Below are 20,701 nucleotides of genomic sequence, written 5' to 3' on the forward strand. Positions count from 1 at the left end.
CATTTTAGCCGTCGGGCCCCTTATGCGTCCGGCAGCGAGCCTTGGGAGCGCTGCCGGGTCGGTACGCCTTTCGGATCCGTTCCGGGCAATAGCGGGAAGCCCTCAAGCCGGAGTCGACGCAGACTTCAACGAGGACGACGTTGTCGTTCACCGGCAGCCTTCCGTCGCCCCTGCCTTCAGGCGTGGGATTCGTGTCGCCGTGTTTTTCGGCAGGCTTGTCACGCTTGGTTCCAGAAGGCCCTGCCTGAGCGGGTTCGGCCCCTTCGGGCGTTCCTTCCGTACCGTCGGCCCCCGAAGCTTCGTCCCCGGGCATGCCCGTGTCGGGTTCCTGGACTTCAGGTTCGGGTTCCGTCGTCGGTTCGGCCGCCCCGCCGTTCTCTTCGCGCGGATCGTCAACGACAGGCTCGTCGGCCGTACGGCGGCTCGAACCGCCTCTCATGCTGCGCGGCTGCTCGCCGTAGACCTCTTGTGCGTAATTCAAGATGTCGGCCCATAGTGGAGCGACCATGTGACCGCCCATGACGTAATCGTCCATGGGGCGGTAACGCACCCGGCCCTTCGCGTCTTTCGTCTCGTTCGCGACCCATCCGACCCCGATGAACTTGTCGGTGTAGCCACAGAACCAGGCGTCCTTGTTCTCGCTGGTCGTGCCCGTCTTGCCCCGTGCGTTCGTGACGTCGCCCGCCCGGGATCCCGTGCCGCCCGCGACCACGCCACGGAGGCAGGAGTCCATGCCGAGCGCCGCTTCGGGGCTGAGCTGCCGTCGCTTGAAGTTGGGGCCGAACACTTTGACGGGCAACCCGTCCGGGCCGATGATGCGGACGATGCCGAACGGGGTGAACCGGTCGCCGCCGCTCTGGAACACGCTGTAGGCGGTGGCCAGTTCCATCGGCGTGACTTCGTCGGCTCCGAGCGCGATCGTCTCCACCCGCGGGAGATCGCTTTCGATCCCAAAGGCGCTATGGGACATGGCGATGACGTTGTCGAGGCCCACTTTGTCCATGGCCCACATCGCCGGATTGTTGATGGACTGGGCCAAGGCCCGCCGGACCGAAACGTCGCCGCCCTGGCCTCCGCCGCGGATGGGCCGCTTACGGCCTCGGTCTTCGATGTAGTACTTCTCGTTGCTCACGGACCCGTCGGGATCCAGAGCGCCGTATTCGAACGCGGTCGCATAGACGAGGGGTTTGAACGCCGAACCCGGCTGTCTACGGCCTTGCGTAATGACGTTGAACTGGTTCTTCTTATAGTCGGGCCCGCCGACCATCGCGAGGACGCCGCCGCTCGCGTCCATGAGGAGGAACGCCGACGTGGTGATGCGCAGACCACGGTTCCGGGAGACCATGCGCTTGACCTCTTTTTCGGCGTACGCCTGCAGTCTGAGGTCGATCGTCGTTTCGATCCTGTAGCCGCCGGACGTCAGGTCGATGTCCGGCAACTCCTTGCGGACGACGGACTTCACGTAGTCGCAGAAGTAAGGGGCGATCCGGTCTTGGCTCCCGGTCACCCGCTTCTTCAGGACGATCTTCTCCTTTAAGGCGCGGCCGTACTCCGTTTCGGTGATCCAGCCCTCGTCGTGCATGATGCCGAGCACGACGTCGCGGTTGTGCAGGGCCGTCTTCATGTCGACGTACGGGTTTTCGTCGCTCGGACGTCGGACGCACCGGGCCAGGAGCGCGGCCTCGCTCAAAGTGAGCTTATCGGCCGTCTTTCCAAAATAGACCTCGGCCGCCGCGGCGATCCCATACGCGCCGGCCCCGTAGAACACCTGGTTCAGGTAGAGCTCCAGGATCTGCGACTTGGTGAGCTGACGCTCGATCATGGTCGCCAGCGCCATGTCCTGGACTTTTCGGTCGACGGTCTTGCGGGAGTTCGTGTACGTGCGCTTGACGAGCTGCATCGTGATGGTGCTGCCGCCCTCGACGCGCTTGCCGCTCACCGTCGAGAAGACGGCGCGGCCCATGCCCCAGAAGTCGACGCCCTGGTGGTCGTAATACCGCTTGTCTTCGGCTGCCAGGGTCGCGTCGATGACCCGCTTGGGGACGTCTTGGATGCGGATCGGCTTACGGAACTCCGTCGCCATCGACTCCATGACCTTGCCGTCCTTCGAAAGGATCAAGGACCGGTCTTTCGCCACGAGCTTCATGCGCTCGGGGAGGTCCGGGATCATCGCCGCCGCATCGTCGAGCTGACGCTTGGCGTACAACGCGCCGGTCAGACCGACAAGGAAGGTCAGTACGAAGAGGGTGCTACACCCGATCTTGAGCCGACGCCAGAATTTCGGCCTCTTTCCGACCGAAGGCGCCCGTGGGATCGCCGAAGTCCTAGCCAAGTGTCTAGCGATTATGACGTGGCAGATAGCCGGGTCGTTGCTAACCTGAGACCGTCGACGCCAAGCGACGTAGGACCTCTTCGGTCTGGCTTCCGATCAGCGCGAACTTGTAGCCGCCCGTCTCCCACACGTGGCTGTGCGTGTTCGGGCCTTCCAGGCGCTTCAATCTCTGTCCGTCGAGCTGGCCCTGGATCTGGAACAACGAGAGGTGGCCGTCTTTGCTGTCGTACACGGACATCAAAACTTTGGTCCCCCGTGGGGTCATCTTACGGACGGAGCTCAGCTTCCAGGGGGCTTTCAGGCGGTAGGGCCTGAACCCGAGGTCGCGGCCGTACTCGGCCAGTTCGTCTTCGGGCGTGACCCGCTTCGCCCCGGCGACGATGAGTTCGAATGCCCTCTGAGGGAAAGAGGGGCTGAAGTCGACGGACGTGTACTCGACCGAGCCCGCTTGGTCGCCTTTACTGTTGAAGGTCTGCAGCCGGAGGACGACCCAGTGGACGGTGTCGACCCAGGCCCGGGCGTTCACGCGGCCGGACGGGCCGGTGACTTCGAGGAGCTTCGTCGCGACGCCGGCGACCTTGCCACCGTCGGACTCGGACACTTTCGTCCCTGGGAACATACCGGCCAAGCGGCCGAGCCTCATCGACGATTCCCGCTCTCGGGCCGGAAACTCCCGGATGACGTTGCGCGACGGGAAGTAGACCAGTCGCTTGCGTCCGTCTTCGACCGCGATCTCGCCCTTGTTCGGGCCTGTGGACGTCACTTCGGTCCTCATCCGGAAGCCGTCCCGATAGACCTTTTCGGTGACGAGCCGGCGGTCGCCCTGATCGGGGACTTGCACGACGCGGACGCCGGACAGCCGGACCCGTGAGGCGGCGTCCATGACCTTTCGGAACAACGGATGGACGGTCGGCGGCGGGCCCTCGTGCCGTCCGCGGGGCTTCCCTTGAGCGGAGACGGCGACCGCCGAGAGGGCGATCCAGACGAAGAGGGCGGCGCGGATCATCAGGATCTGGGCTTCGGCGCCTCTTGGGTCCAGGCCACGCCGAGACCGCTCTCGAGGTTGGCGTCGTTATGGGCCGTCAAAAGGCTTTCTTCCAGTCCGGCCGACGCCTGGGCGACGGGACCGTTCGGGGCGTCGGGCCTTTCCGGGGCCGGCGGCTTGGCCGACAGGCTGACGAACGCGAACGCGGCCAGCGCCGTCGCGGCGACTCCACCGGACAGCCACGTCCAGACGGCCGTGCGCCTCTTCTTCGGGGAGACCGCGAGCAAACGCCCGTTGAGCTTGCTGCGCCAAGCAAGGCTCGGCTCGGGATCGGGAAGGTCGTGGACGATCTTTCCGAGGCCCGCCGAAGCCTCCAAGGCTTCGTCCAACGCCAAGACGACGTCCGGCGTCATCGGCTGTTCCTCCGACAGCTTCCTCATGTGTCCGTTGTTCATCATATCAAACTCCCGTTCCCGTGGCCAAGTACTGGCCGATCACTTTCTGCAGGTGCGCCCTTGCGAGGAACAGTCGGCTCTTGACCGTCCCGACGGGCACGTCGACGGTCATCGCGATCTCTTCGTAAGCCATGTCTTCCTTGTCGTGAAGCAAGAGGACCGTCCGGAGCTTTTCGGACATGCCTTCAAGCGCCCGTTCCAGGACTTCGGCAAGTTCTTCGTTCATGACGAGCTCCTCCGGGCTCCACCGGTTGTCGGCGAACTCGATCGGCTCGTCGTCCGAAACCGAAGGTTCAAGGCTCGTATGGACCGGGGTACGGTCGCCTTTGCGCGACCGGTCGACGCACAGGTTATAGGCGATCCGGAAGAGCCAAGTCCTCAATGACGCCCTTCCGTCGAACCGGGACATCCCTTGGAACGCCTTGATGAAGACCTCTTGGGTGACGTCCAACGCCTCCTCCTCGCTCCGAAGCATGCGGCGCACGAAGCCGAGCACTCGGGTCTGGTAGGCGTCGACGATCCTCCCGAACGCTTCGTAGTCGTTCCGGAGGCACTTCGCCACCAGGGCCTGTTCGGTCGCGGTGTCGATCTGACGTCTTGAACTCAATCGGCCGGCTCCTGCGAGTCCGCTCATCTGACGGTACAGACGAACACGGCCCCGCGGGGTTCACTGTCCCATTGTAGGCGGGGACCGTTCCTTCACCTGTTTTTGGCCTATCCCGGGGCCCGGTCCCCGGACAAGGACGTATGAAGGACCCGCTCGACGCACACGCAGTCCTTCCACGCACCGTCCAGGCGTCCGTGCGAGCGGTGCGTCCCGACCGTCCGGAAACCCAGGCGCCGCAGGACCGCCAGGCTTGCCCGGTTTTCAGGAAAGACGCGCGACATCAACTTGTGAAGTCCATGGGCTACGGCCGCTTCGACGAGTCCCTCCATCGCGACCGTTCCGAGCCCCCGCCCCCTCAGGTGCCTCCGGACATAGACGGAAAACTCTGCGATACCGCCGTAACAGCACCGGTCCGAGTAAGGGAAGGCAGCGGCGAACGCAACCACGGTCCCGTTGAGCTCCACCACCACTTTCGGCAGGTCGCAATCGAACCAGTCCCGGATGTCTTCGGCGGTCCGCGACCTTGTTTCGAAGGTCGCCACCCGGTCTTCGATGCCCTCGTTGTAGGCGGCCGCCATGGCTTCCGCATCGGACGGCAGGGCCGCGCGGACTTTGAGCCCCGAGGCCCCCGGTGCGACCGACCCGGAATTGGGCCGCTCGCTCGACAAGAGGGCGTAGACCAGACTGTCCTTCCGCTCGCCGTCCGGTAGTCGGACGTCCGACCGGAGGGTGCCTTCGTACACCATCCCGCACTTCTCGGCGACGCGGGCACTGGCGCGGTTCTCCGGGTCGCACCGCCAGACGAGACGCTCGAACCCCCACTCGTCGAAACCCCACTGGATCAGCGCCTTCAAGAGCCGCGTCCCCGTCCCTTGGCCGGACCTGTCCGCACGGATCCACATCCCGATCTCGGCGTTCCGCGATTCCAGGCTCCCGACCCGGATGTGGTACCCGGTACTGCCGACGAACGACTCGCCCTCTAGAACGGCCAACGTGAAGTCTTCACGGTCGTCGAACTTGCGCACAAGTTGCTCGACGGTCTTTTCATAGTCTTGCGCCGTGGAGTCCGGTCTGGCCCACGGCATCCAAGGACGCAGGTGCTCGTAAGACGATCGGACGGCTTCGGCAAGGTGCACCCCGTCTCCGGGGCGATAGGCTCGGACCGTGAGCCCGTCGGCGAAGAGCCGGCGCGGGGGCCATGTCGCAGCGTCGAGGTCCATTCCCCAATCTACCTGTGAGCCCGTGAGCTACGGCGCCGTCGAACGGAGAGAAGCTGGCTGGCGGACTAGGATTCGAACCTAGACTGACGGCACCAAAAACCGCTGTCCTACCATTAGACGATCCGCCAACAGGGAGCGATGGTACCCCGCCGCGTCGGTTCGGGAAGCGAGGTCCGAACCGCGTCTGGGACGTGTATCCTCGCACCATGCAGCCACGCCCGTTCGAAGAGACCATCCATACCGACTTCGCGTCGCGGCTCGACTATGCCGGGTACCTGAAGCTCGAGGAGATCTTGGCCGCGCAAAGCCCGTTGAGCGACCCTGTCCACCACGACGAGACGCTCTTCATCATCCAGCACCAGACCTCCGAGCTCTGGATGAAGCTCGTCATCCACGAACTCAAAGCGGCGATGGCCTTCATCCGGGCCGACCAACTCGAACCCAGCTTCAAGATCCTTGCCAGGGTCAAGCACGTCCAGCGGATCCTCTTCGAACAGTGGGCCGTCCTCGAAACCTTGACTCCGACCGAGTACGCACAGTTCCGAGGCGTGCTTGGGAATTCGAGCGGGTTCCAGTCGCATCAGTTCCGGACGATCGAGTTCCTTCTGGGCAACAAGGACGCCGACTCCGTCCGTGTCTTCCGGCACCGTCCGACGGTCGAAGCCTCTTTGAACCAAGCGCTCCACGCACCGAGCATTTACGACGAGTTCCTCCTCTACCTGGTCCGCCATGGGCTCGCAAAGAGGGAGGACGTCGAGCGGGACTGGTCCATGCCCTATGCGGCCAAGCCAGGGATCGTCCGGTCGATCAAGGCCATTTATGACGATCCGTCGGCGAACTGGGACGCCTATGAGATGTGCGAGAAGCTCGTGGACGTCGAGGAACAGTTCACCCTTTGGCGCGTCCGGCACATGTTGACCGTCGAGCGGATCATCGGGCACAAAATGGGGACTGGCGGAAGTACTGGTGTAAGTTTCTTACGTAAAGCTATCCATATCCGCCTATTCCCGGAACTCTGGGACGTGCGGACGGAGATCGGTGCATGAATTTGCCGGCGACGGGCGCCCTGACCGAGGGAGTGGTCCGAGAGTGTCTTGCACCCCTGTTCTCGTACACGGTGCAGGGGATGTCGGTCTGTGACGACCCTGACCCTTCGGTCGCAAACGGGGACGGCTTCAGCGGTGCTTATCTTGCGAACCATTCACTGGGCCGACCCCCCGACGCGACGCTGGACAACGTCGTTCGTGCGATGCGACTGTGGTACGGGAGGCTCGACGAGTGTTGGGAAGACGACCGCTGGATGTCTGAAGTCCAAACGTTCCGATCCCAGATCGCCCTCCTTCTTGGCCTGGACGTTCCGGACTGCGTCGTCCCGAAAACGTCGGCCGGACAAGGCCTGCGAGCTGTCCTCAACGCCTTTCCGCTCGACCGTCCTTTGCGGGTCGTCGCTACTACGGGCGAATTCGACAGTATAGATTTTATTTTAAAAACTTATACACAACGTGGAAGAGCAGTTGTCAAGTGGGTGCCTCCGGGCGGACGTCAAGGCGGCGTACCCGTCTTCGGGCCCGCCGACGTCTGTGCCGCGGTGACGCCGGACACCGACCTCGTCATCGTCTCGAGCGTCTTCTTTGGGACGGGCCAGATCCTACAAGGGGTGGAGGACATCGTGGCTTGCGCCAAGCGGCACGGCGCGCGCGTCCTCGTCGACGCCTATCATGCGGTAGGAGTCGTTCCGTTCGACATGACGGAACCCGAGGTCGATTTCGTCATCGGCGGGAGTTACAAATATCTCCGGGGCGGCCCGGGGGCGTGTTATCTTGCCATCGCGCCCCAGGTGCTGGACGACGATCGCCTGCAGACGCTCGATACAGGATGGTTCGCCAAAAAGGACGTGTTCGCATACCGCAGGCCGGACCCGCCCGAGTACGCCACTGGAGGGGACGCGTGGATGGAAAGCACGCCGCCGGTCCTGACCGCCTTTCAAGCCAATCCCGGGATCCGCACGACCCTGTCCGTCGGTGTCGGACGGGCCCGGGCGTACAACTTGGACCAACAGGACGCGCTCAGAGACCGATTCAGGTCACATGGCGTCGACTGCTTCCAGCCCCCGGACCCCGAGGCATATGGCGCCTTTACCCTCGTCCCTCACCCGGACGCGTCGGGTCTTGCCGCCCGACTCAAGGAGAGAGCGGTCACGGTCGATGCCCGCGGCGGGTTCGTACGGTTCGGACCCGACTTCTTGACGACGACCGACGAACTCGAGGCCGCGGCCCAAGCGACGGCCGCTTGTTGGGGATGACGCCGAGCGGCGGCCCTCGTCACGATCAGGGCCGCCGCGTTCGCGTCACGTCCAGACTCGGACTTAGCGTTTCCTTCGCCGTGCGAGGACAAGGGCTCCGACCGCCATGCCGATGAGAGTGGTCGGTTCCGGAACCGGATTGACGCGCCACCGGCCGTTCGGGAGGTCCAACGAAAACTCGAGAGCGGTCACTCCGTCCGACGCGAACGTCGCGTTGCCCGCCGCGTTGCCGAAGTCGGTACCGATCGAGTAACCCCAGTCGCCTTGCCTCCGGAACTTGAATTCGTACGCTCCGGCCGCGAAGACGCCCGTGTACCGGTGAAGGCCGTTACCCATGTCGGTAAGGGACGCGAAGGGGTCGGTCCAGCCGTTCACCGAGCCCATCATCTCCCAACCGAACAGACCCGAATCGGACCAACCGACCCGCTTGTCGCCGTTCGGCATCCAACCGTCGGCGTACGACGTCGACGGATTGAAGAAGAACGTGATCTCGCCGTTCGCATTGGCGACCGTCCGGGCATTGGAGGGCGGCCCGTTGAACGACCAGTCCGGTGTCGTGCATTTGAACTCGTAGCCTTGACCGGCGGTCAGTCCCGTCGCGGTCGCCGTGTAGACTCCGCTGCCCGCGAACGTCTCGCTCATCGTCAGGTCGCCAAGGTTGCCCCAGTCGTTGAACTCGCCGCGGACGACGTATTGGGCCATCGAGGCCGTCGACACCAGGGCGGTGACTGCAAAGAAAGCGGTCCGGATCATCATTTCCACTCCGTCACTAACGGCTCCATTCTATTAGATGCGAGGGACGATTACGTTAGGGATACGTATTCTTCAAACCCCAAAACCAGCCCGTTTCGGCAAAATCCGGCAGAATTGCCAGCGGTCGACCGTTCCTGGCCAGAATCGGCTTCATGGGCCAGAATGGAACCTGAATGTTCTTCACGAAGTACCCGCATCCGGCCAACTTCTCGTTCGTGAGGGACTACGACGAAGCCTCGGGGCGGGCTCTTGCCGGAAGTCGAGAATTCGAACTCAGAGTCCGGAGCTATGAGAACGGCCACTTTCGGATGTTTGCCGACGATCCGCACGTCTGGCGTACCGGATTGACCCTGTCCGGACTCGAAGCGCCGTCGCCGGCCGCCGCCGGCCGCGTCGAAATCGGTAAGCCGTTCGACCTGACCTTGCTCGACGACGATGGCCGACCCGTCGTCGCGACCGTGCCAGGGCAGGGGTTCGGCGTCAGCGGGCAGGCCTCGCTGTTCCAGTTCGAAGTGCCGCCCGACAGCCTCTACTTCGGAATGGGTGAAAAGTGGTTCGGCAGGCTCGAGCTCTCTGGAGTCCGGACGAAGTTCTGGAACACGGACGTTTGGAGCGACTTCCACTGGGGACAATGGAGCGAACACGCCGCCGACCCCCCGTATTTCTCGACGCCGTATCTGGCCGTCCGGACTTCGGCGGGGTGGACCGGGTTCCTGTTGGACGACCCCGGCGTCACGTTCATGGAAACCCCGGGAAAGGACGCCACCCGGGTGTTCGTCGAGTGGCAGCGCACGTCCAACAAACTGATCTTGGGGTCCGAAAACGGTCGGCCGGACTTGTGGATCCTCCATGACAAGACGCTTGCAGGTTTGACGCGCAAGCTTCAGGCGTTGGTCGGAAAGACTCCTCTGCCGCCCCTATGGTCTCTGGGTTACCACCAGTCCCGTTGGGGATACGGAGGGCACGACGATCTCATGATGTTGGACCAGAGGTTCGAGAAGGAGGAGATCCCTTGCTCGGGGCTTTGGCTCGACCTCGACTACATGGACGGGTTCCGCATCTTCGAGACGAGCAAGAAGCAGTTTCCAAAGGGCGCCCAAGCGACGGCCGATTCGCTGGCCAAGAACGGGCGCCGGATCGTCCCGATCATCGACCCTGGCGTGAAGAAGGAACCTGGCAACAGGGTTTACGACGAGGGTCGCGAACACGACGTGTTCTGCAAGAACGTCGAAGGCGGCGAGTTCGTCGGGCTCGTCTGGCCGGGCGAGACCGTGTACCCGGATTTCAACCTTTCCTCGGTCCGGTCGTGGTGGAGCGGCCACGTCGCGGAGTTCCGGCGGTCGGGCTTTGGGGCGGCTTGGATCGACATGAACGACCCGTCGACGGGGCCCGTCGATCCCAACGGTCTGTTGTTCCACGGCGGTGTGGTCCCGCACGGCGTCTTGAGGAACCAATATGCGCTCGGGATGCAGATGGCGACCCGCGACGGCTTCCTCCAGGCGTTTCCGGACGAGAGACCGTTCCTTCTGTCACGGTCGGGGTCGACCGGTTCGAGCCGCTACTCGGCGATTTGGACCGGAGACAACGTTTCGAACGAACACTATCTCCGGCAGTGCGTCCCGACCGTCCTCGGAATGTCGCTCAGCGGCCTTCCCTTCTGCGGCCCTGACGTCGGGGGGTTCGGAGGCGATGCGGGCCCGGAACTCATGTCCCGTTGGATCCAGGCGTGCTTCTTGTTCCCGTTCTTCCGGAACCACTCCACGAACGACAGCCGGTACGAAGAACCTTGGCGGTATCCGGCGAAGACAAAGGCCGTGATCGCACGGTTCATCCGCCTCCGCTACACCTTCCTTCCCTACTTGTACCAATTGTTCGCGGACCACGAAGAGACAGGCGAACCGATCGTCCGACCGTTGATCTACGCCTACGACGAACCGGATCTCGCGTCGGCCGATGGCCAGTTCCTCATCGGTCCTGAACTGTTGCAGGCGCCCGTCTTATCGCTAGGGGCCAAATCGGTCGATGCCGTCCTTCCGGGCGAGACGCCGTGGTTCGACCTCGCTACAGGAGACTGGTTCCAGCCTGGCCGCCACAAGCTCAAAACCAAGAAGAGCGAGAGCCCCTTGTTCGCCCGGCAGGGTGCCCTCGTCCCCGTCCAGGAACGAGTCTCTCTCGATGGGTCCGTCGATTTGAGCTCGCCGACGTTCCTCGTGGCCCTGCATCCCGACGTGGACGGCACGTTCCGGACGGTCTACGTGGCCGACGATGGGGTCAGTTTCAGCTATCAGAAGGGCGAACGGTCCGCCATCGAGGTCGGGGTGACGTCCAAGAAGGGAAAGGTCCGCGTGGACTGGCGACAGGTGCAGGACGGGTTCGGGCCGATACGGCCGAAGTTCTGGTTCTTGGGCGGGCGTCCGGACGTCACGGTGAACGGCGCGAAGGTGCAGGGTCGGACACTGGAATTCGCCTTTACGGGCCGTCCGATCGACGTGTGGGAGGTCTAGCGGACCTTGCGCGAAACGGCCAGCCCGACGGCCATGAGGACCGGCAAGGCGGCTTTGACGGCCGCGTTGTCAACGCTCGGTGCGTGGAGCCCAGCGGCTTGGGCCGTGGCGACGAGACCGATGAGAAGGAAGACTGCGACCGTCCATGTCCGCATGCCCTTGGGCCCTGCAATCCGCGTGCCACGGGCAGGTCGGGAACTTTCTTCGGCCCATGACCCTCAAATCCCCTAGGTAGAAAGCCAACACTAGTACTAGAGCCATGTCTCAGACCCTAGCTTGTCCGTTCGTCGAGATCGAGGAAACGATCCCCGAGACGCTGTTCGTCTTGAAACATCCTCCTTCGAACAAGTTCGGCTGCTATTGCCACCAGGGTGTGCACGGTCTCGCATGTTTCAGCACGGAGGGATCGGCCTTCCGGTTCGCCGAGTGGATCGACCTCAGCGGTATGGCGTGCATCGAAGTCAGCTTCGACGAGGCCCGGGAGATCGCCAAAGCCCGTCCGATGCCGATCGTCAGCGTGATGCTCTTGGACGACCTCGCCGAACCCAAGATCCACTTCGTCCGCTAGTCGCCCGCGACTCTGCCGGTCTCGGCCACAACCCCTAATTCTCGGGGTGAAGACGGCGACAAGTCTGCCGTTATCCATTGTGGGACGATACGTCCCGAATGCTTATCGTGCCCTTGTCAGGACCCTATTTCGACCCGGCCGTCCGGTCGGCGTCCGTTCTCCGGCTGCAACCTGCCGTCGGCCAGCGGCCGCTCGGGCGGAACGTGCACCGGCCTGCCGCAGACGTCGGAACGACGGCTGCGGCCGACCTCTCGCCACCTGCGGCGCCGTCTCAGCGGTCGCGCGCCGCCTCCGCCGTTTTAGGCTACTTGGCCGACCTCGTGGACAACGTCCAGTCCGGCATGGAGCAGAACCGTCGTGCGACGGATCCTGCACGTGCGAACCGCAGGTTGCTCGACACCGCTTCGGAACTGGCCGATTCGATGGTCACCGAAGCCCGCGTCGAAGGACAACCGTTGTTCGGCCGCCCAGGTCAAGGCCCTCAGGCCGCCTATGAGAAGCAGTCCCGCACCGCGGTCGAAGCCCAAACCGTCGATCAGGCACGAGGACTGCTGACCGAGGCGTCGCGCTTGTTCCGGTCGTTGCAGCCCAGTACGGCCGAAGAAGAAAAGAGGGCGAACTACGTCCTCGGTAAGTTCAGGGACCGTGTCCGGGACGCTTCGACGTCCGGAACCGGCCCTGTCGACTCAACCCTTTAGTCCGGTCTTCGCGGCCATGTGCCGCGCGACCGGGCCGGGGACGAACGGGGTCGCGTCGCCCCCGAGACGTGCGACCTCCCTCACGACCGAGCTCGACAAGAACGAGTATTCGTCTCGCGTGATCAGGAACAGGGTCTCGACGTGCGGTGCAAGTTTCCTGTTCGCCATCGCGACTCGGAACTCGTATTCAAAATCGCTGACAGCCCTGAGGCCTCGGACGATGACGTTGCACTCTTGCGAATCGGCGTAATCCACGAGCAGGCCGGAAAAGACGGCCACGCGGACGTTCTTCAGCGATCCTGCGCACTCTTCGAGCAGGGCGGCGCGGTCGTCGACGGACAAGAACGGGCTCTTGTCGGAATTGACGCCGATCGCGACGATCATTTCGTCGAACAGGCCTGAAGCCCGTTCGATGATGTCGAGGTGTCCGAGTGTCGGCGGGTCGAACGAGCCAGGGTAGATCGCGCGTCGCATCGGGCCGGAGTTTAGCGTCCTTGGGCCGTGTCGACGGTCGGTGACGGCGGGTCCGTCAGCAACAAGAGGCGCGTGACGCGCCGTCGGGCCATGTTTTCGACTCGGAGGCGCCCGATGGGAAGGGTCACGGAGTCGCCCAGCTTCGGGACGTTGCCCAGCTCCTGGGCGACGATCTCGGCGAGGCCCTCGGTCGTATAACCCGTCTCAAAAGGTTCGACACCGAGGAATTCCAGGAGTTCGTCGTACCGGACGTCGGCGCGGGCCGTGACGCGGTTCGGCCCGGTCCTTTCGATCGGAGGCCTCTCGCTTTCAAGACTGTCTTCGAGTTCGCCGAAGACCTCCTCGACGACGTCCTCCAAAGTGAGCAGACCCGCGGTACCGCCATATTCGTCGCGGACGAAGAGGATCTGGGTCTTCTCTTGCCTCATGAGCTGGACGATGCGGTCCAGCGTCAGGCTCTCGGGCACGAAGACGGCGGGCCGGAGGACCTTCGACAGGGAGAAATCCTCTTCGTCCCAATGCCGGACAAGGTCTTGCAGATAAACGACACCGAGCACATCGTCGATGTCCTCCCCGCACACCGGGATCCGGGAATGGGCGACCGTCCGCATCGCCTGTGAAATCTCGGCCCGGGTCTGAGAGTCCGCGATCCACTTGATGTCCAGCCGGTGCACCATGACGTCCGCAGCGTCCAGCCGGTCCAGTTTGAGGGCGCGGTGGATGACGGTCGCCTGCGATTCTTCGAAGTGGCCCTCGTCCTTCCCGGCTTCGATCAGGAGCGATAGTTCCTCGCGGCTCACGACTTCGTCCGCTGCCCCGTCCATCGAAATCCCGAACGGCCTCAGGGTCAGTTCGCTGCCTTTGCGCGTCAACCAGATCAAGGGAGAGACCGCCATGACGAGGAAGCGAAGCGGCCCTGAGGTCGCCAACGCCGCTCGCTCTGGATTGGCAAGGACGGCGTACTTCGGCACGAGCTCCCCGAGGATGACAAGCGGGAGGGCGACGACGATGATCGATAGGAATTTGATGAGCGACACGGGAAGGAAGCCCAAAAATTTCTCGAGGACGCCGTGAAGGTAGGGCTCGGTCACGGAGCCTGTCGCGATGCCGCACAACGTGATCGCGACCTGCGTTCCGGCCACATAGACCGAGATATTGTCGAGCGCCTTAAGGACCTGCTTTGCAGAACGGTTCCCCTTCTTAGCAAGGGCCTCGATCTTGGTCCTGCGGGCGCCGACAAGGGCGTATTCCCCGGCGACGAAGAAGGCGCTTCCGATCAGCACGAGGATGCTGATCACGAGAGTCATCACGACTTCGCCGTCCATGTGTGGGCCTCAGTTTATCAAATCGGTCACGGCCTTCGGGCAAGGTCACGCCAAGGCGGGCTCTAACCGTTGCCGAAGGAAGACGGCCCGGTGCCTGTCGGCCGTCTTGGGATCCTGCGTCCCGTGGACTTCCATGGTCGACACCCACTGGTCCACGTCCCGGCTCGAAGCGGGGGCCCCGTCGATGCCTGCGCTTGCGGCCCACCTCACCCAACCGAGGACCCGGAGAGCGTCGGCCAATGAGATGTCCGACGAGGCCACGGCGTATTCGACGGCCGACCGGGTCTTCTCCGTCAACGACCGACGTGTGATCTCACGACGGGCCTGGCGTTCCTCGGCCAAAAGGTACTCACAGGCGCCGGAAAACTCGACGATCGCGCCCGTCGTCGCGCTGACTTGGAAGAACGCTCCCACTGCTCGGCTCGATTCGCCGAAGAGACCCCTCGCCGTCAACCGCCAGGCGGACAAGGCTTTCAAAACGGCGGGCAAACGCTTCGTATGGGCCAGGCCGATCAAGTGGAACAGGGCCGAGAGCCTTCGGCCCTCCCCCGCGTTGTAGGGGCTCGACGTCAGGTGACCGTACTGGGGCGACCACATGAACGTCATATGGCTTTCGAACTGCCGGACGACGGACGAGACGGCCGAGTGGGCGTTGCTCAGGCTCCAACCGGCGGTCAAGGCTTGGAGCCTGAAGTGGTCTTCTTCGTTGACCATCACGCTGACCGTCCGTGACTTGTCCAGCAACAGGCAACGGGCGGGTTCCCGGTGTTGGAACTCGGGCGAGATCAGACGGCAACCTAGGAGAAAGTCGCGTTCCGCTTCTGAGATCCGGAGGGTGAAGTCGAGGGCCGAGTCGGCGGCCACGCCCTTGGCCAATTCTTGGACGCTCTTGAGCTCCTCGATCGTTGCGACGTGCGGAAACCGCTTGCCGCAGACGTTACGGGCAAAGCGGACGCGAGTGCTGACAACGATGTCCGATTCGGGAGCGTCGGGACCGAGCCAGGCAGGCGGAGTCATGCTCCGCAACACCATCTTCTTCCAGCTTTCGCTTTCCGGTTCGATCCGACGCATCTACTCGATCTCGAACGTGAAACGGTGGGCAGGCTTGCCGGCGACTTCGATCTGGGCGACGTAGGTGCCGGGCCTCCAGTCGCGGTCGACCAAGAACTCCGCCTTCAACATGCTGTCCTGAAGGGCGAGCGCCGGTTGTTCGACGCTTCCGATTTCGACTTCCCCGTTCCCGCGCTTCCGGAAAATGCGCCACACGACTTTGGGTTTCGTCGTGTCGATGCCGCGCGTCGAGACTTGCAGGTGGATCTTGCGTTCGGTCGACTTCAGACTCTCCCGTTTGGGGCCGGGAAGGCCGTGCCCGTCGTCGGCCGCGATCGAATGGGCTCCGAAAACGAGCTTTTGAGACTGACCTGTCACGACATAGTCCCGCTCCAAGAGTTTCTCGCCGTCGAGCGTGACGTCGACGGCGTAAGTCCCGACTGGCCAGTCGTTGGCCAAGGTCACTTCGGCCCGCATTTCGTCGCCTTCGACGTTGCCTTCCAACGTCTTGATCTGCTTACCGGACCCCGCGACCGTGTTTTTGGCGGTGAAGATCCAGACCGCTTTCTCGCCCTTGGCCGCTCGGTCCAGACGGACACGGAACCGCTGTGTCCGCTGCCGATAGTCGAAGGTTTCGACCTCCTTGCCCGGCTTACCGTCGACGTCGGACACCAACGCGAAGGCCTGGACTTGGAAGGGCGTCTTGGAGTCCGGCCCGACGGAGGCTTTCGGCGGCGCACACCCGACGGCGAAGGCCAAGAAGAGCGAAAGCGGCACGGCTCGCGGCACCCTGGGACTTTACTCCGAAGCCCTGGGGCGCAAGGGCCTCAGTCCGTGTCGACACGGCCCGGCTCGTCCCAGGGACGGTCGGGATAGGGGCGCTTGCCTTTGTGGATCGAATACCAGACGATGCGGTTGAGCCAGTAGAAGTCCGCACGGTCCAGTCCGGACCAGTCTAACGACATCGTCTTGTCGTGCCAGTACTTGTCCATCGCGGTCATCTCCTTGTCGGGATTCCGCTCGCCCAGCGGCACGTTGTTCTTGGCGACGGTGTACGGCGTCAGGTCCGGTCTTTCGACGAAGCATTCGGTGACAGGTGTGGCGATCGTGTCGAACTTGGTCATCGGCTTGAACCCCAACATCTCCTCGATCGAGCGCAAGATGTTCACCTGGGTCAAGAAGCCGCTGTTGACGACGCCCCGCTTCGAATACGGGCTCATGACGAGCGTGGAGGTGCGGTGTCCGTCGACGTGGTCGGGTCCGGCTTGAGCGTCGTCTTCCGTCACGAAGATGCACGTCTCCTTCCACACCTTGCTGTGCGAGACGATGTCGACGATCCGGCCGAGGGCGAGGTCGTTGTCGGCCATCATGCTGCGGGGGGTCGGATACGCCTTCGACGTCCCTTCCGTGTGGTCGCTCGGAAGCGACATGACGATCAGGTTCGGGACTTTGCCTTGCGCTTCGAACGAACGGAACTCGCGCTCGAAGACGTCCACGCGGCTTTGGTCGCTTTGGATCAGCGGCCAATAGTGGTAGTCCGGACACAAGACGGCCTTGAGACTGGGTACGCGCGTGTGGGCCTTGTACTTGAACTCGTTCCGTCCTGTTTCGCGGTCCTCCCAGGCTTCGAACCAGTCCTTCGGTTTGCGGGGTTCGTAGAGCGCCTGGTCGTCACCCGCCCACTCGCCATAGACTCGGACGGTCTTGCCGGCCTTCATCGCCGCGTCCCAGATCCGGCCCGTGCTGTTCAGCGCCATCGCGTCCTCACCGTCGTCCGGATACGTCCGCGAGTAGCCGACGTAGAAGTGCTCTAAGTATTCGTTGGCGCCGGCTTGGTTCGCCCATTGGTGGCCGTCGGCGCTGTTCGTCCCGCACACATAGGCGTTGTCGAAGAGCCCGAACGTGCGCGCCAGTTTGCGGTGGTTCGGCATGGCGGATTCGCCGATGCTGCACAGGGACGGATCGCCGTTGCCCTCCGGCATGTCGCCGTAGATCTCGTCGTAAGTGCGGTTCTCCTTGATGATGTAGATCACGTGCTTGATCCCACCCTGGTACACCTTCATCTTCGGCTTGTACAGGTCGGCGGGGGTGTTCCAAGCGTTCAACTCCGCGACTTTCGCCGATTGGACCTTCAGGTCGGCGCCGAGATCGACGACGCTCACGGTGCCCTGAAAGTCGTGCGCGTTCCGGGCTTTGGCGCCCTTGACGGAGTTCTTGACAGAGCCGTTGCCCTTCGTGTTGACCACGTACGCGGTACGGCCGTCCGAGGTCAGTTGGACGCCGGTCGGATAGTAGCCTGCCGGGTGGTAGCCCTTGACCCTTCCCGTCGCCGGATCGATGACGCACAGCGCGTTGTCGCCGCCGTTGCAGGCGTAGAGCGTGCCGTCCCGGTATGCCAGTTCGTTCGGCATAGAACCGATGACCTTCTTACCGTTGAACCGGAGCTCGATCGTCTTGACGACTTTCCGCTTCTTCCAGTCCACGACGCTGATGCTGTCGCTCATCGCGTTCGCCACGTACACGAGGTCGCCGGCCACCGCAAGGCCCGTCGGATGGAATCCGACGTAGACGGGCGACGTTCCGCCCGTCTTGAGGTCGACGATCGAGACCGTGCCTGTCGCGGTACTGCCTTCGTGCGTGACTTTGAGCTCCAGGTCCTGGCTAAGGTCTTTCTCGTCGTCCTCGTCAGGCGGTTCGCCGCCCCAGTTCGAGACGATCAGCGTCGACTCGTCCGGGCTCAGCCGCACCGTGAACGGCAAACGCTGCGCTTCAAGGTAGCGCAGGACCTTTCCGGTCGACGTGTCGACTTCGGCCGCGCTGCCGAGGTTCGTGCAGGCGACGTAGAGGCGGGAACCGTCGCCGTTCAGACACATGCCGCCGGGAACCGGGTTCGTCTTCTCGCCTTCCTTTTTGAGGACGATCTTCTGCGCCGCCTTCAGCCTTTTGTCCGAGTAATCGAAGACCTGGACGTGACCTGCGTCGGTCGAGACGTACAGGCGGTCGCCGCCGTGGGACCACAGCACGCCGTGGAACCCCGCATTGGCGCCAAGGGCGACGTCGCTACCGGCGACCATCCCCTTCCCCTCCACGAGGAACACCTTGTTCTTCGCCACGACCGCGACCAGACCGTCCTTCGGGTTCAGGGCGAGGTCGCTCAAACGCTGGTCGAACGCGACAGTACCGGGCAAAACGGTCTGTCCCGAAGACACGAGGAACGTGCCGTCCGGTTGGGGCCCCATCGCTTTACGGAACGGACTGAAGGGGCTGGCGAAGAGCACCCCGACGGCGATCAGGCTCAAGGCGGTGACGACGGCGCGTCGCATAGCGCGAGGTTACGCGGTCCGTGGACGGATTTGTGTTCGACGGAACGTTAAAGCGGGAGGGCGAATCCCCATTCCGGGCTTTGGTCGGGATCGCCGGGGCAAATCCTCTCCCCGACGCGGACCGCTCCCATCCCCTCATAGAGGGCGTGGGCGTGAGCAAGCTTTTTGTCGCTCCAGATCTCGAGGGTGTCGCACCCGCGGGCGCGCGCTTCCTCGATGACGGTCTGAGTCAGGGTGCGTCCGAGCTTCAGGCCCCAAGCGTCCGGGTGGACGTAGAGTCGGACGAGTTCGCAATCGGCGCCTGCGACACGCGGGTCGCCGTCGACGACGGTCGCGCTTCCCCGTTCCCCGGGAATGCGCCCGAACGTCATCAAGCCCACGCATCCCACGGCGCGCCCCTCGTGCTCGGCCGTCCAGAAGCGGTTCTCCGGTTCAGGATAGGATCGGGCGACGTCGAAGAGGTCGGCACAGTAGCCCTCAGGGTCCCAAGCGAACCCGTACCGGTCGTAGACGGTCTTGACAGCGTCGACGACCGCGTCCGTGTCCTCGGGTCGGAAGGGGCGGACGAGCGGCATCCGGCGAGGGTACCGCCCGCTCGTCCGGGCCCACGGCACCTTGACCTCGCCGAGGCCGACTGGTACAATCCAGGGCCCGGTTGGACCGTTAGCTCAGTTGGCAGAGCAGCTGACTCTTAATCAGCGGGTCGAAGGTTCGAGCCCTTCACGGTCCACCACTCTTTTGAACCTGTACCGTTCGGCCAGCGTACGGTTTTTCCATGCCCTAAGATCGGATTGACAGTTTAAGTGACAGTTTTGAGGGTCGCATAAACCGGGCAAAGACCTGCTTTCCGTGAGATGGCGCATTTTCATTCCCACATCGCTCCGTGTCGACCGCATCCGACATCAATTTCGTCACTGGGCAAAGCGAAACCGAAAAGGGCCGTCCTGATCGGGCCGGAGCAGAAGGGCACAGATCCACTCTTAACGAGCTCTGTGCAAGAATTCGGCGATGACGGTCCCTGACCTCGGACGTCTTGAACAGGTGGACCTGCGTGCCATTTGGACAAGTGAAGCAGGCTCTTTCACGCCCTGGCTTGCGTTGGAACCGAACTTGGCCCTCCTTGGCGAGGCCATCGGAGCGGAGCTCTTGCTTGAGTCCACGGAACGGCCCGTCGGCCCTTTCAGGGCCGACCTGCTCTGCAAAGACGTCAGCAGCGACACATGGGTCTTGATCGAGAATCAGATCGAGCGGACGGATCATGGCCACCTTGGTCAGCTTCTTACGTATGCTGCGGGCCTGAGTGCCGTGACGATCGTCTGGATCGCCCAGCGCTTCACCGACGAGCACCGTGCAGCGCTTGACTGGCTCAACGAGGTCACAAGCGAGGAAATAGCGCTGTTCGGGCTGGAGGTCGAGCTTTGGAGGATCGGGGACTCGGTTCCGGCGCCAAAGTTCAACGTAGTGTCGAGGCCGAACACCTTTGTCAAAAGACAAGTCGCCGAAAGGTCTGCCGCTTCGTCCAATGCGGGAGCCTTCTACACGGAGTATTGGTCCGCTTTTTGTGACAGCCTGAGAGCCGTGGGCAGTCGCTTCGGCACCCGGACATCGTCAGGCGATAACTGGATCGCATGGTCCGCAGGAAGAAGTGGCTTTGGCTACTGCTGCTTGGTCTCACGCCCCAAGAAGAGGGTGACAGCTCGCATATTCCTGCCTGGTTCGACGGCCAAGGACTGCTACAGGCAGTTACTCGAGCGGCGGGACGATCTTGATGCCGCACTCCCGGGCCTGTCATGGGAACCACGACCGACAAACGTTGAGAGCTACATTTCGCTTTACCTCGACGGTGCCGATCCCAATGACCGCACCGACTGGCCCCGCCAACACGAGTGGTTGAGAGCTCGCCTTGACGAACTCGACCGAGTCTTCGGCCCGGTGATACGGCAACTCCCGTAAGCCTGGACGGCTGCCTGGAAATGTGGTGCAGTAAGCAAAGGTCGGAGGGCAGAACCATTGGTCGGTCGTAGCGTTCACAGATTGCCTGCCGTCAAAAAGCGCTTCCCTCTACGTGCATGAGGACTTGCCGCCCGATGAGAAACGAGGCAGGA

General features: G+C 63.2%; 19 protein-coding genes and 2 tRNA genes. 7 read left to right on the forward strand and 14 right to left on the reverse strand.

Going from position 1 to position 20,701, the window contains the following annotated elements; genetic code table 11:
* Window positions 1–4: 4 nt before the first annotated feature.
* The 6 genes from JST30_13350 to JST30_13375 form a co-directional block, all read right to left on the reverse strand.
* Window positions 5–2,332 (reverse strand): transglycosylase domain-containing protein, encoded by a 2,328-nt coding sequence (locus JST30_13350; protein ID MBS1715313.1) that lies wholly within the window; start codon window positions 2,330–2,332, stop codon window positions 5–7.
* 40 nt (window positions 2,333–2,372) lie between these two features.
* Entirely contained in the window at window positions 2,373–3,338 is a 966-nt protein-coding gene (locus JST30_13355) for a hypothetical protein (GenBank protein MBS1715314.1), read from the reverse strand.
* Window positions 3,338–3,757, reverse strand: a complete 420-nt coding sequence (locus tag JST30_13360) for a hypothetical protein (protein MBS1715315.1) — start codon at window positions 3,755–3,757, stop codon at window positions 3,338–3,340. The genes JST30_13355 and JST30_13360 overlap by 1 nt, the downstream gene beginning before the upstream one ends.
* A gap of 19 nt (window positions 3,758–3,776) precedes the next feature.
* Entirely contained in the window at window positions 3,777–4,406 is a 630-nt protein-coding gene (locus tag JST30_13365; protein ID MBS1715316.1) for a sigma-70 family RNA polymerase sigma factor, read from the reverse strand.
* Between the two features lie 80 nt (window positions 4,407–4,486).
* Window positions 4,487–5,599: a GNAT family N-acetyltransferase gene (locus JST30_13370; GenBank protein ID MBS1715317.1), complete on the reverse strand. Its 1,113-nt coding sequence runs from the start codon at window positions 5,597–5,599 to the stop codon at window positions 4,487–4,489.
* Window positions 5,600–5,653: 54 nt separating this feature from the next.
* Window positions 5,654–5,727, reverse strand: a tRNA-Gln gene (locus JST30_13375).
* Window positions 5,728–5,805: 78 nt separating this feature from the next.
* Between JST30_13375 and JST30_13380 the strand changes: the two genes are divergently transcribed.
* A complete protein-coding gene (locus tag JST30_13380; GenBank protein MBS1715318.1) occupies window positions 5,806–6,645 on the forward strand; it encodes a tryptophan 2,3-dioxygenase in 840 nt (279 codons plus the stop codon).
* On the forward strand, window positions 6,642–7,901 hold the full coding sequence (locus JST30_13385; GenBank protein MBS1715319.1) for an aminotransferase class V-fold PLP-dependent enzyme: 1,260 nt from the start codon (window positions 6,642–6,644) through the stop codon (window positions 7,899–7,901). Before JST30_13380 ends, JST30_13385 begins: the two co-directional genes overlap by 4 nt.
* Before the next feature lie 63 nt (window positions 7,902–7,964).
* Here the strand turns inward: JST30_13385 and JST30_13390 are convergent, their stop codons facing one another.
* Window positions 7,965–8,657 (reverse strand): PEP-CTERM sorting domain-containing protein, encoded by a 693-nt coding sequence (locus JST30_13390; protein MBS1715320.1) that lies wholly within the window; start codon window positions 8,655–8,657, stop codon window positions 7,965–7,967.
* A 170-nt stretch (window positions 8,658–8,827) separates the two neighbouring features.
* Here JST30_13390 and JST30_13395 point away from each other — a divergent pair, with 170 nt between their 5' ends.
* Entirely contained in the window at window positions 8,828–11,158 is a 2,331-nt protein-coding gene (locus JST30_13395) for a hypothetical protein (protein MBS1715321.1), read from the forward strand.
* On the opposite strand, the gene JST30_13400 is transcribed toward JST30_13395, so the two are convergent.
* A complete protein-coding gene (locus JST30_13400) occupies window positions 11,155–11,313 on the reverse strand; it encodes a hypothetical protein (GenBank protein ID MBS1715322.1) in 159 nt (52 codons plus the stop codon). The two genes, JST30_13395 and JST30_13400, sit on opposite strands and share 4 nt — an antisense overlap.
* A gap of 104 nt (window positions 11,314–11,417) precedes the next feature.
* Here JST30_13400 and JST30_13405 point away from each other — a divergent pair, with 104 nt between their 5' ends.
* A complete protein-coding gene (locus tag JST30_13405; protein MBS1715323.1) occupies window positions 11,418–11,726 on the forward strand; it encodes a hypothetical protein in 309 nt (102 codons plus the stop codon).
* A 98-nt stretch (window positions 11,727–11,824) separates the two neighbouring features.
* Window positions 11,825–12,424: a hypothetical protein gene (locus tag JST30_13410; GenBank protein ID MBS1715324.1), complete on the forward strand. Its 600-nt coding sequence runs from the start codon at window positions 11,825–11,827 to the stop codon at window positions 12,422–12,424.
* On the opposite strand, the gene coaD is transcribed toward JST30_13410, so the two are convergent.
* Genes coaD through JST30_13440 form a run of 6 tightly spaced genes read right to left on the reverse strand, consistent with a single transcriptional unit; the run spans window position 12,413 to window position 19,171 of the window.
* Window positions 12,413–12,898: a pantetheine-phosphate adenylyltransferase gene (coaD, locus tag JST30_13415; GenBank protein ID MBS1715325.1), complete on the reverse strand. Its 486-nt coding sequence runs from the start codon at window positions 12,896–12,898 to the stop codon at window positions 12,413–12,415. The two genes, JST30_13410 and coaD, sit on opposite strands and share 12 nt — an antisense overlap.
* Window positions 12,899–12,909: 11 nt before the next feature.
* A complete protein-coding gene (locus JST30_13420) occupies window positions 12,910–14,223 on the reverse strand; it encodes an HlyC/CorC family transporter (GenBank protein MBS1715326.1) in 1,314 nt (437 codons plus the stop codon).
* Between the two features lie 45 nt (window positions 14,224–14,268).
* Window positions 14,269–15,294, reverse strand: a complete 1,026-nt coding sequence (locus JST30_13425; protein ID MBS1715327.1) for a hypothetical protein — start codon at window positions 15,292–15,294, stop codon at window positions 14,269–14,271.
* Entirely contained in the window at window positions 15,295–16,062 is a 768-nt protein-coding gene (locus tag JST30_13430; protein MBS1715328.1) for a hypothetical protein, read from the reverse strand.
* A 38-nt stretch (window positions 16,063–16,100) separates the two neighbouring features.
* On the reverse strand, window positions 16,101–18,596 hold the full coding sequence (locus JST30_13435; GenBank protein MBS1715329.1) for a bifunctional YncE family protein/alkaline phosphatase family protein: 2,496 nt from the start codon (window positions 18,594–18,596) through the stop codon (window positions 16,101–16,103).
* Window positions 18,597–18,643: 47 nt separating this feature from the next.
* Window positions 18,644–19,171: a GNAT family N-acetyltransferase gene (locus JST30_13440; protein MBS1715330.1), complete on the reverse strand. Its 528-nt coding sequence runs from the start codon at window positions 19,169–19,171 to the stop codon at window positions 18,644–18,646.
* 82 nt (window positions 19,172–19,253) lie between these two features.
* Between JST30_13440 and JST30_13445 the strand changes: the two genes are divergently transcribed.
* A tRNA-Lys gene (locus tag JST30_13445) sits at window positions 19,254–19,329 on the forward strand.
* A 275-nt stretch (window positions 19,330–19,604) separates the two neighbouring features.
* Window positions 19,605–20,549: a DUF4268 domain-containing protein gene (locus tag JST30_13450; protein ID MBS1715331.1), complete on the forward strand. Its 945-nt coding sequence runs from the start codon at window positions 19,605–19,607 to the stop codon at window positions 20,547–20,549.
* Window positions 20,550–20,701: the final 152 nt, after the last annotated feature.

The sequence above is a fragment of the Armatimonadota bacterium genome (assembly GCA_018268395.1).
In the GTDB taxonomy this organism is placed as follows: domain Bacteria; phylum Armatimonadota; class Fimbriimonadia; order Fimbriimonadales; family Fimbriimonadaceae; genus JAEURO01.

Coding starts and splice junctions, on each gene's coding strand:
- JST30_13385 (MBS1715319.1), top strand. CDS start 6,642: ATGAATTTGCCGGCGACGGGCGCCCTGACCGAGGGAGTGGTCCGAGAG.
- JST30_13360 (MBS1715315.1), bottom strand. CDS start 3,757: ATGAGGAAGCTGTCGGAGGAACAGCCGATGACGCCGGACGTCGTCTTG.
- JST30_13440 (MBS1715330.1), bottom strand. CDS start 19,171: ATGCCGCTCGTCCGCCCCTTCCGACCCGAGGACACGGACGCGGTCGTC.
- JST30_13435 (MBS1715329.1), bottom strand. CDS start 18,596: ATGCGACGCGCCGTCGTCACCGCCTTGAGCCTGATCGCCGTCGGGGTG.
- JST30_13390 (MBS1715320.1), bottom strand. CDS start 8,657: ATGATGATCCGGACCGCTTTCTTTGCAGTCACCGCCCTGGTGTCGACG.
- JST30_13425 (MBS1715327.1), bottom strand. CDS start 15,294: ATGCGTCGGATCGAACCGGAAAGCGAAAGCTGGAAGAAGATGGTGTTG.
- JST30_13370 (MBS1715317.1), bottom strand. CDS start 5,599: ATGGACCTCGACGCTGCGACATGGCCCCCGCGCCGGCTCTTCGCCGAC.
- JST30_13420 (MBS1715326.1), bottom strand. CDS start 14,223: ATGGACGGCGAAGTCGTGATGACTCTCGTGATCAGCATCCTCGTGCTG.
- JST30_13355 (MBS1715314.1), bottom strand. CDS start 3,338: ATGATCCGCGCCGCCCTCTTCGTCTGGATCGCCCTCTCGGCGGTCGCC.
- JST30_13450 (MBS1715331.1), top strand. CDS start 19,605: ATGACGGTCCCTGACCTCGGACGTCTTGAACAGGTGGACCTGCGTGCC.
- coaD (MBS1715325.1), bottom strand. CDS start 12,898: ATGCGACGCGCGATCTACCCTGGCTCGTTCGACCCGCCGACACTCGGA.
- JST30_13380 (MBS1715318.1), top strand. CDS start 5,806: ATGCAGCCACGCCCGTTCGAAGAGACCATCCATACCGACTTCGCGTCG.
- JST30_13405 (MBS1715323.1), top strand. CDS start 11,418: ATGTCTCAGACCCTAGCTTGTCCGTTCGTCGAGATCGAGGAAACGATC.
- JST30_13400 (MBS1715322.1), bottom strand. CDS start 11,313: ATGCGGACATGGACGGTCGCAGTCTTCCTTCTCATCGGTCTCGTCGCC.
- JST30_13395 (MBS1715321.1), top strand. CDS start 8,828: ATGTTCTTCACGAAGTACCCGCATCCGGCCAACTTCTCGTTCGTGAGG.
- JST30_13365 (MBS1715316.1), bottom strand. CDS start 4,406: ATGAGCGGACTCGCAGGAGCCGGCCGATTGAGTTCAAGACGTCAGATC.
- JST30_13410 (MBS1715324.1), top strand. CDS start 11,825: ATGCTTATCGTGCCCTTGTCAGGACCCTATTTCGACCCGGCCGTCCGG.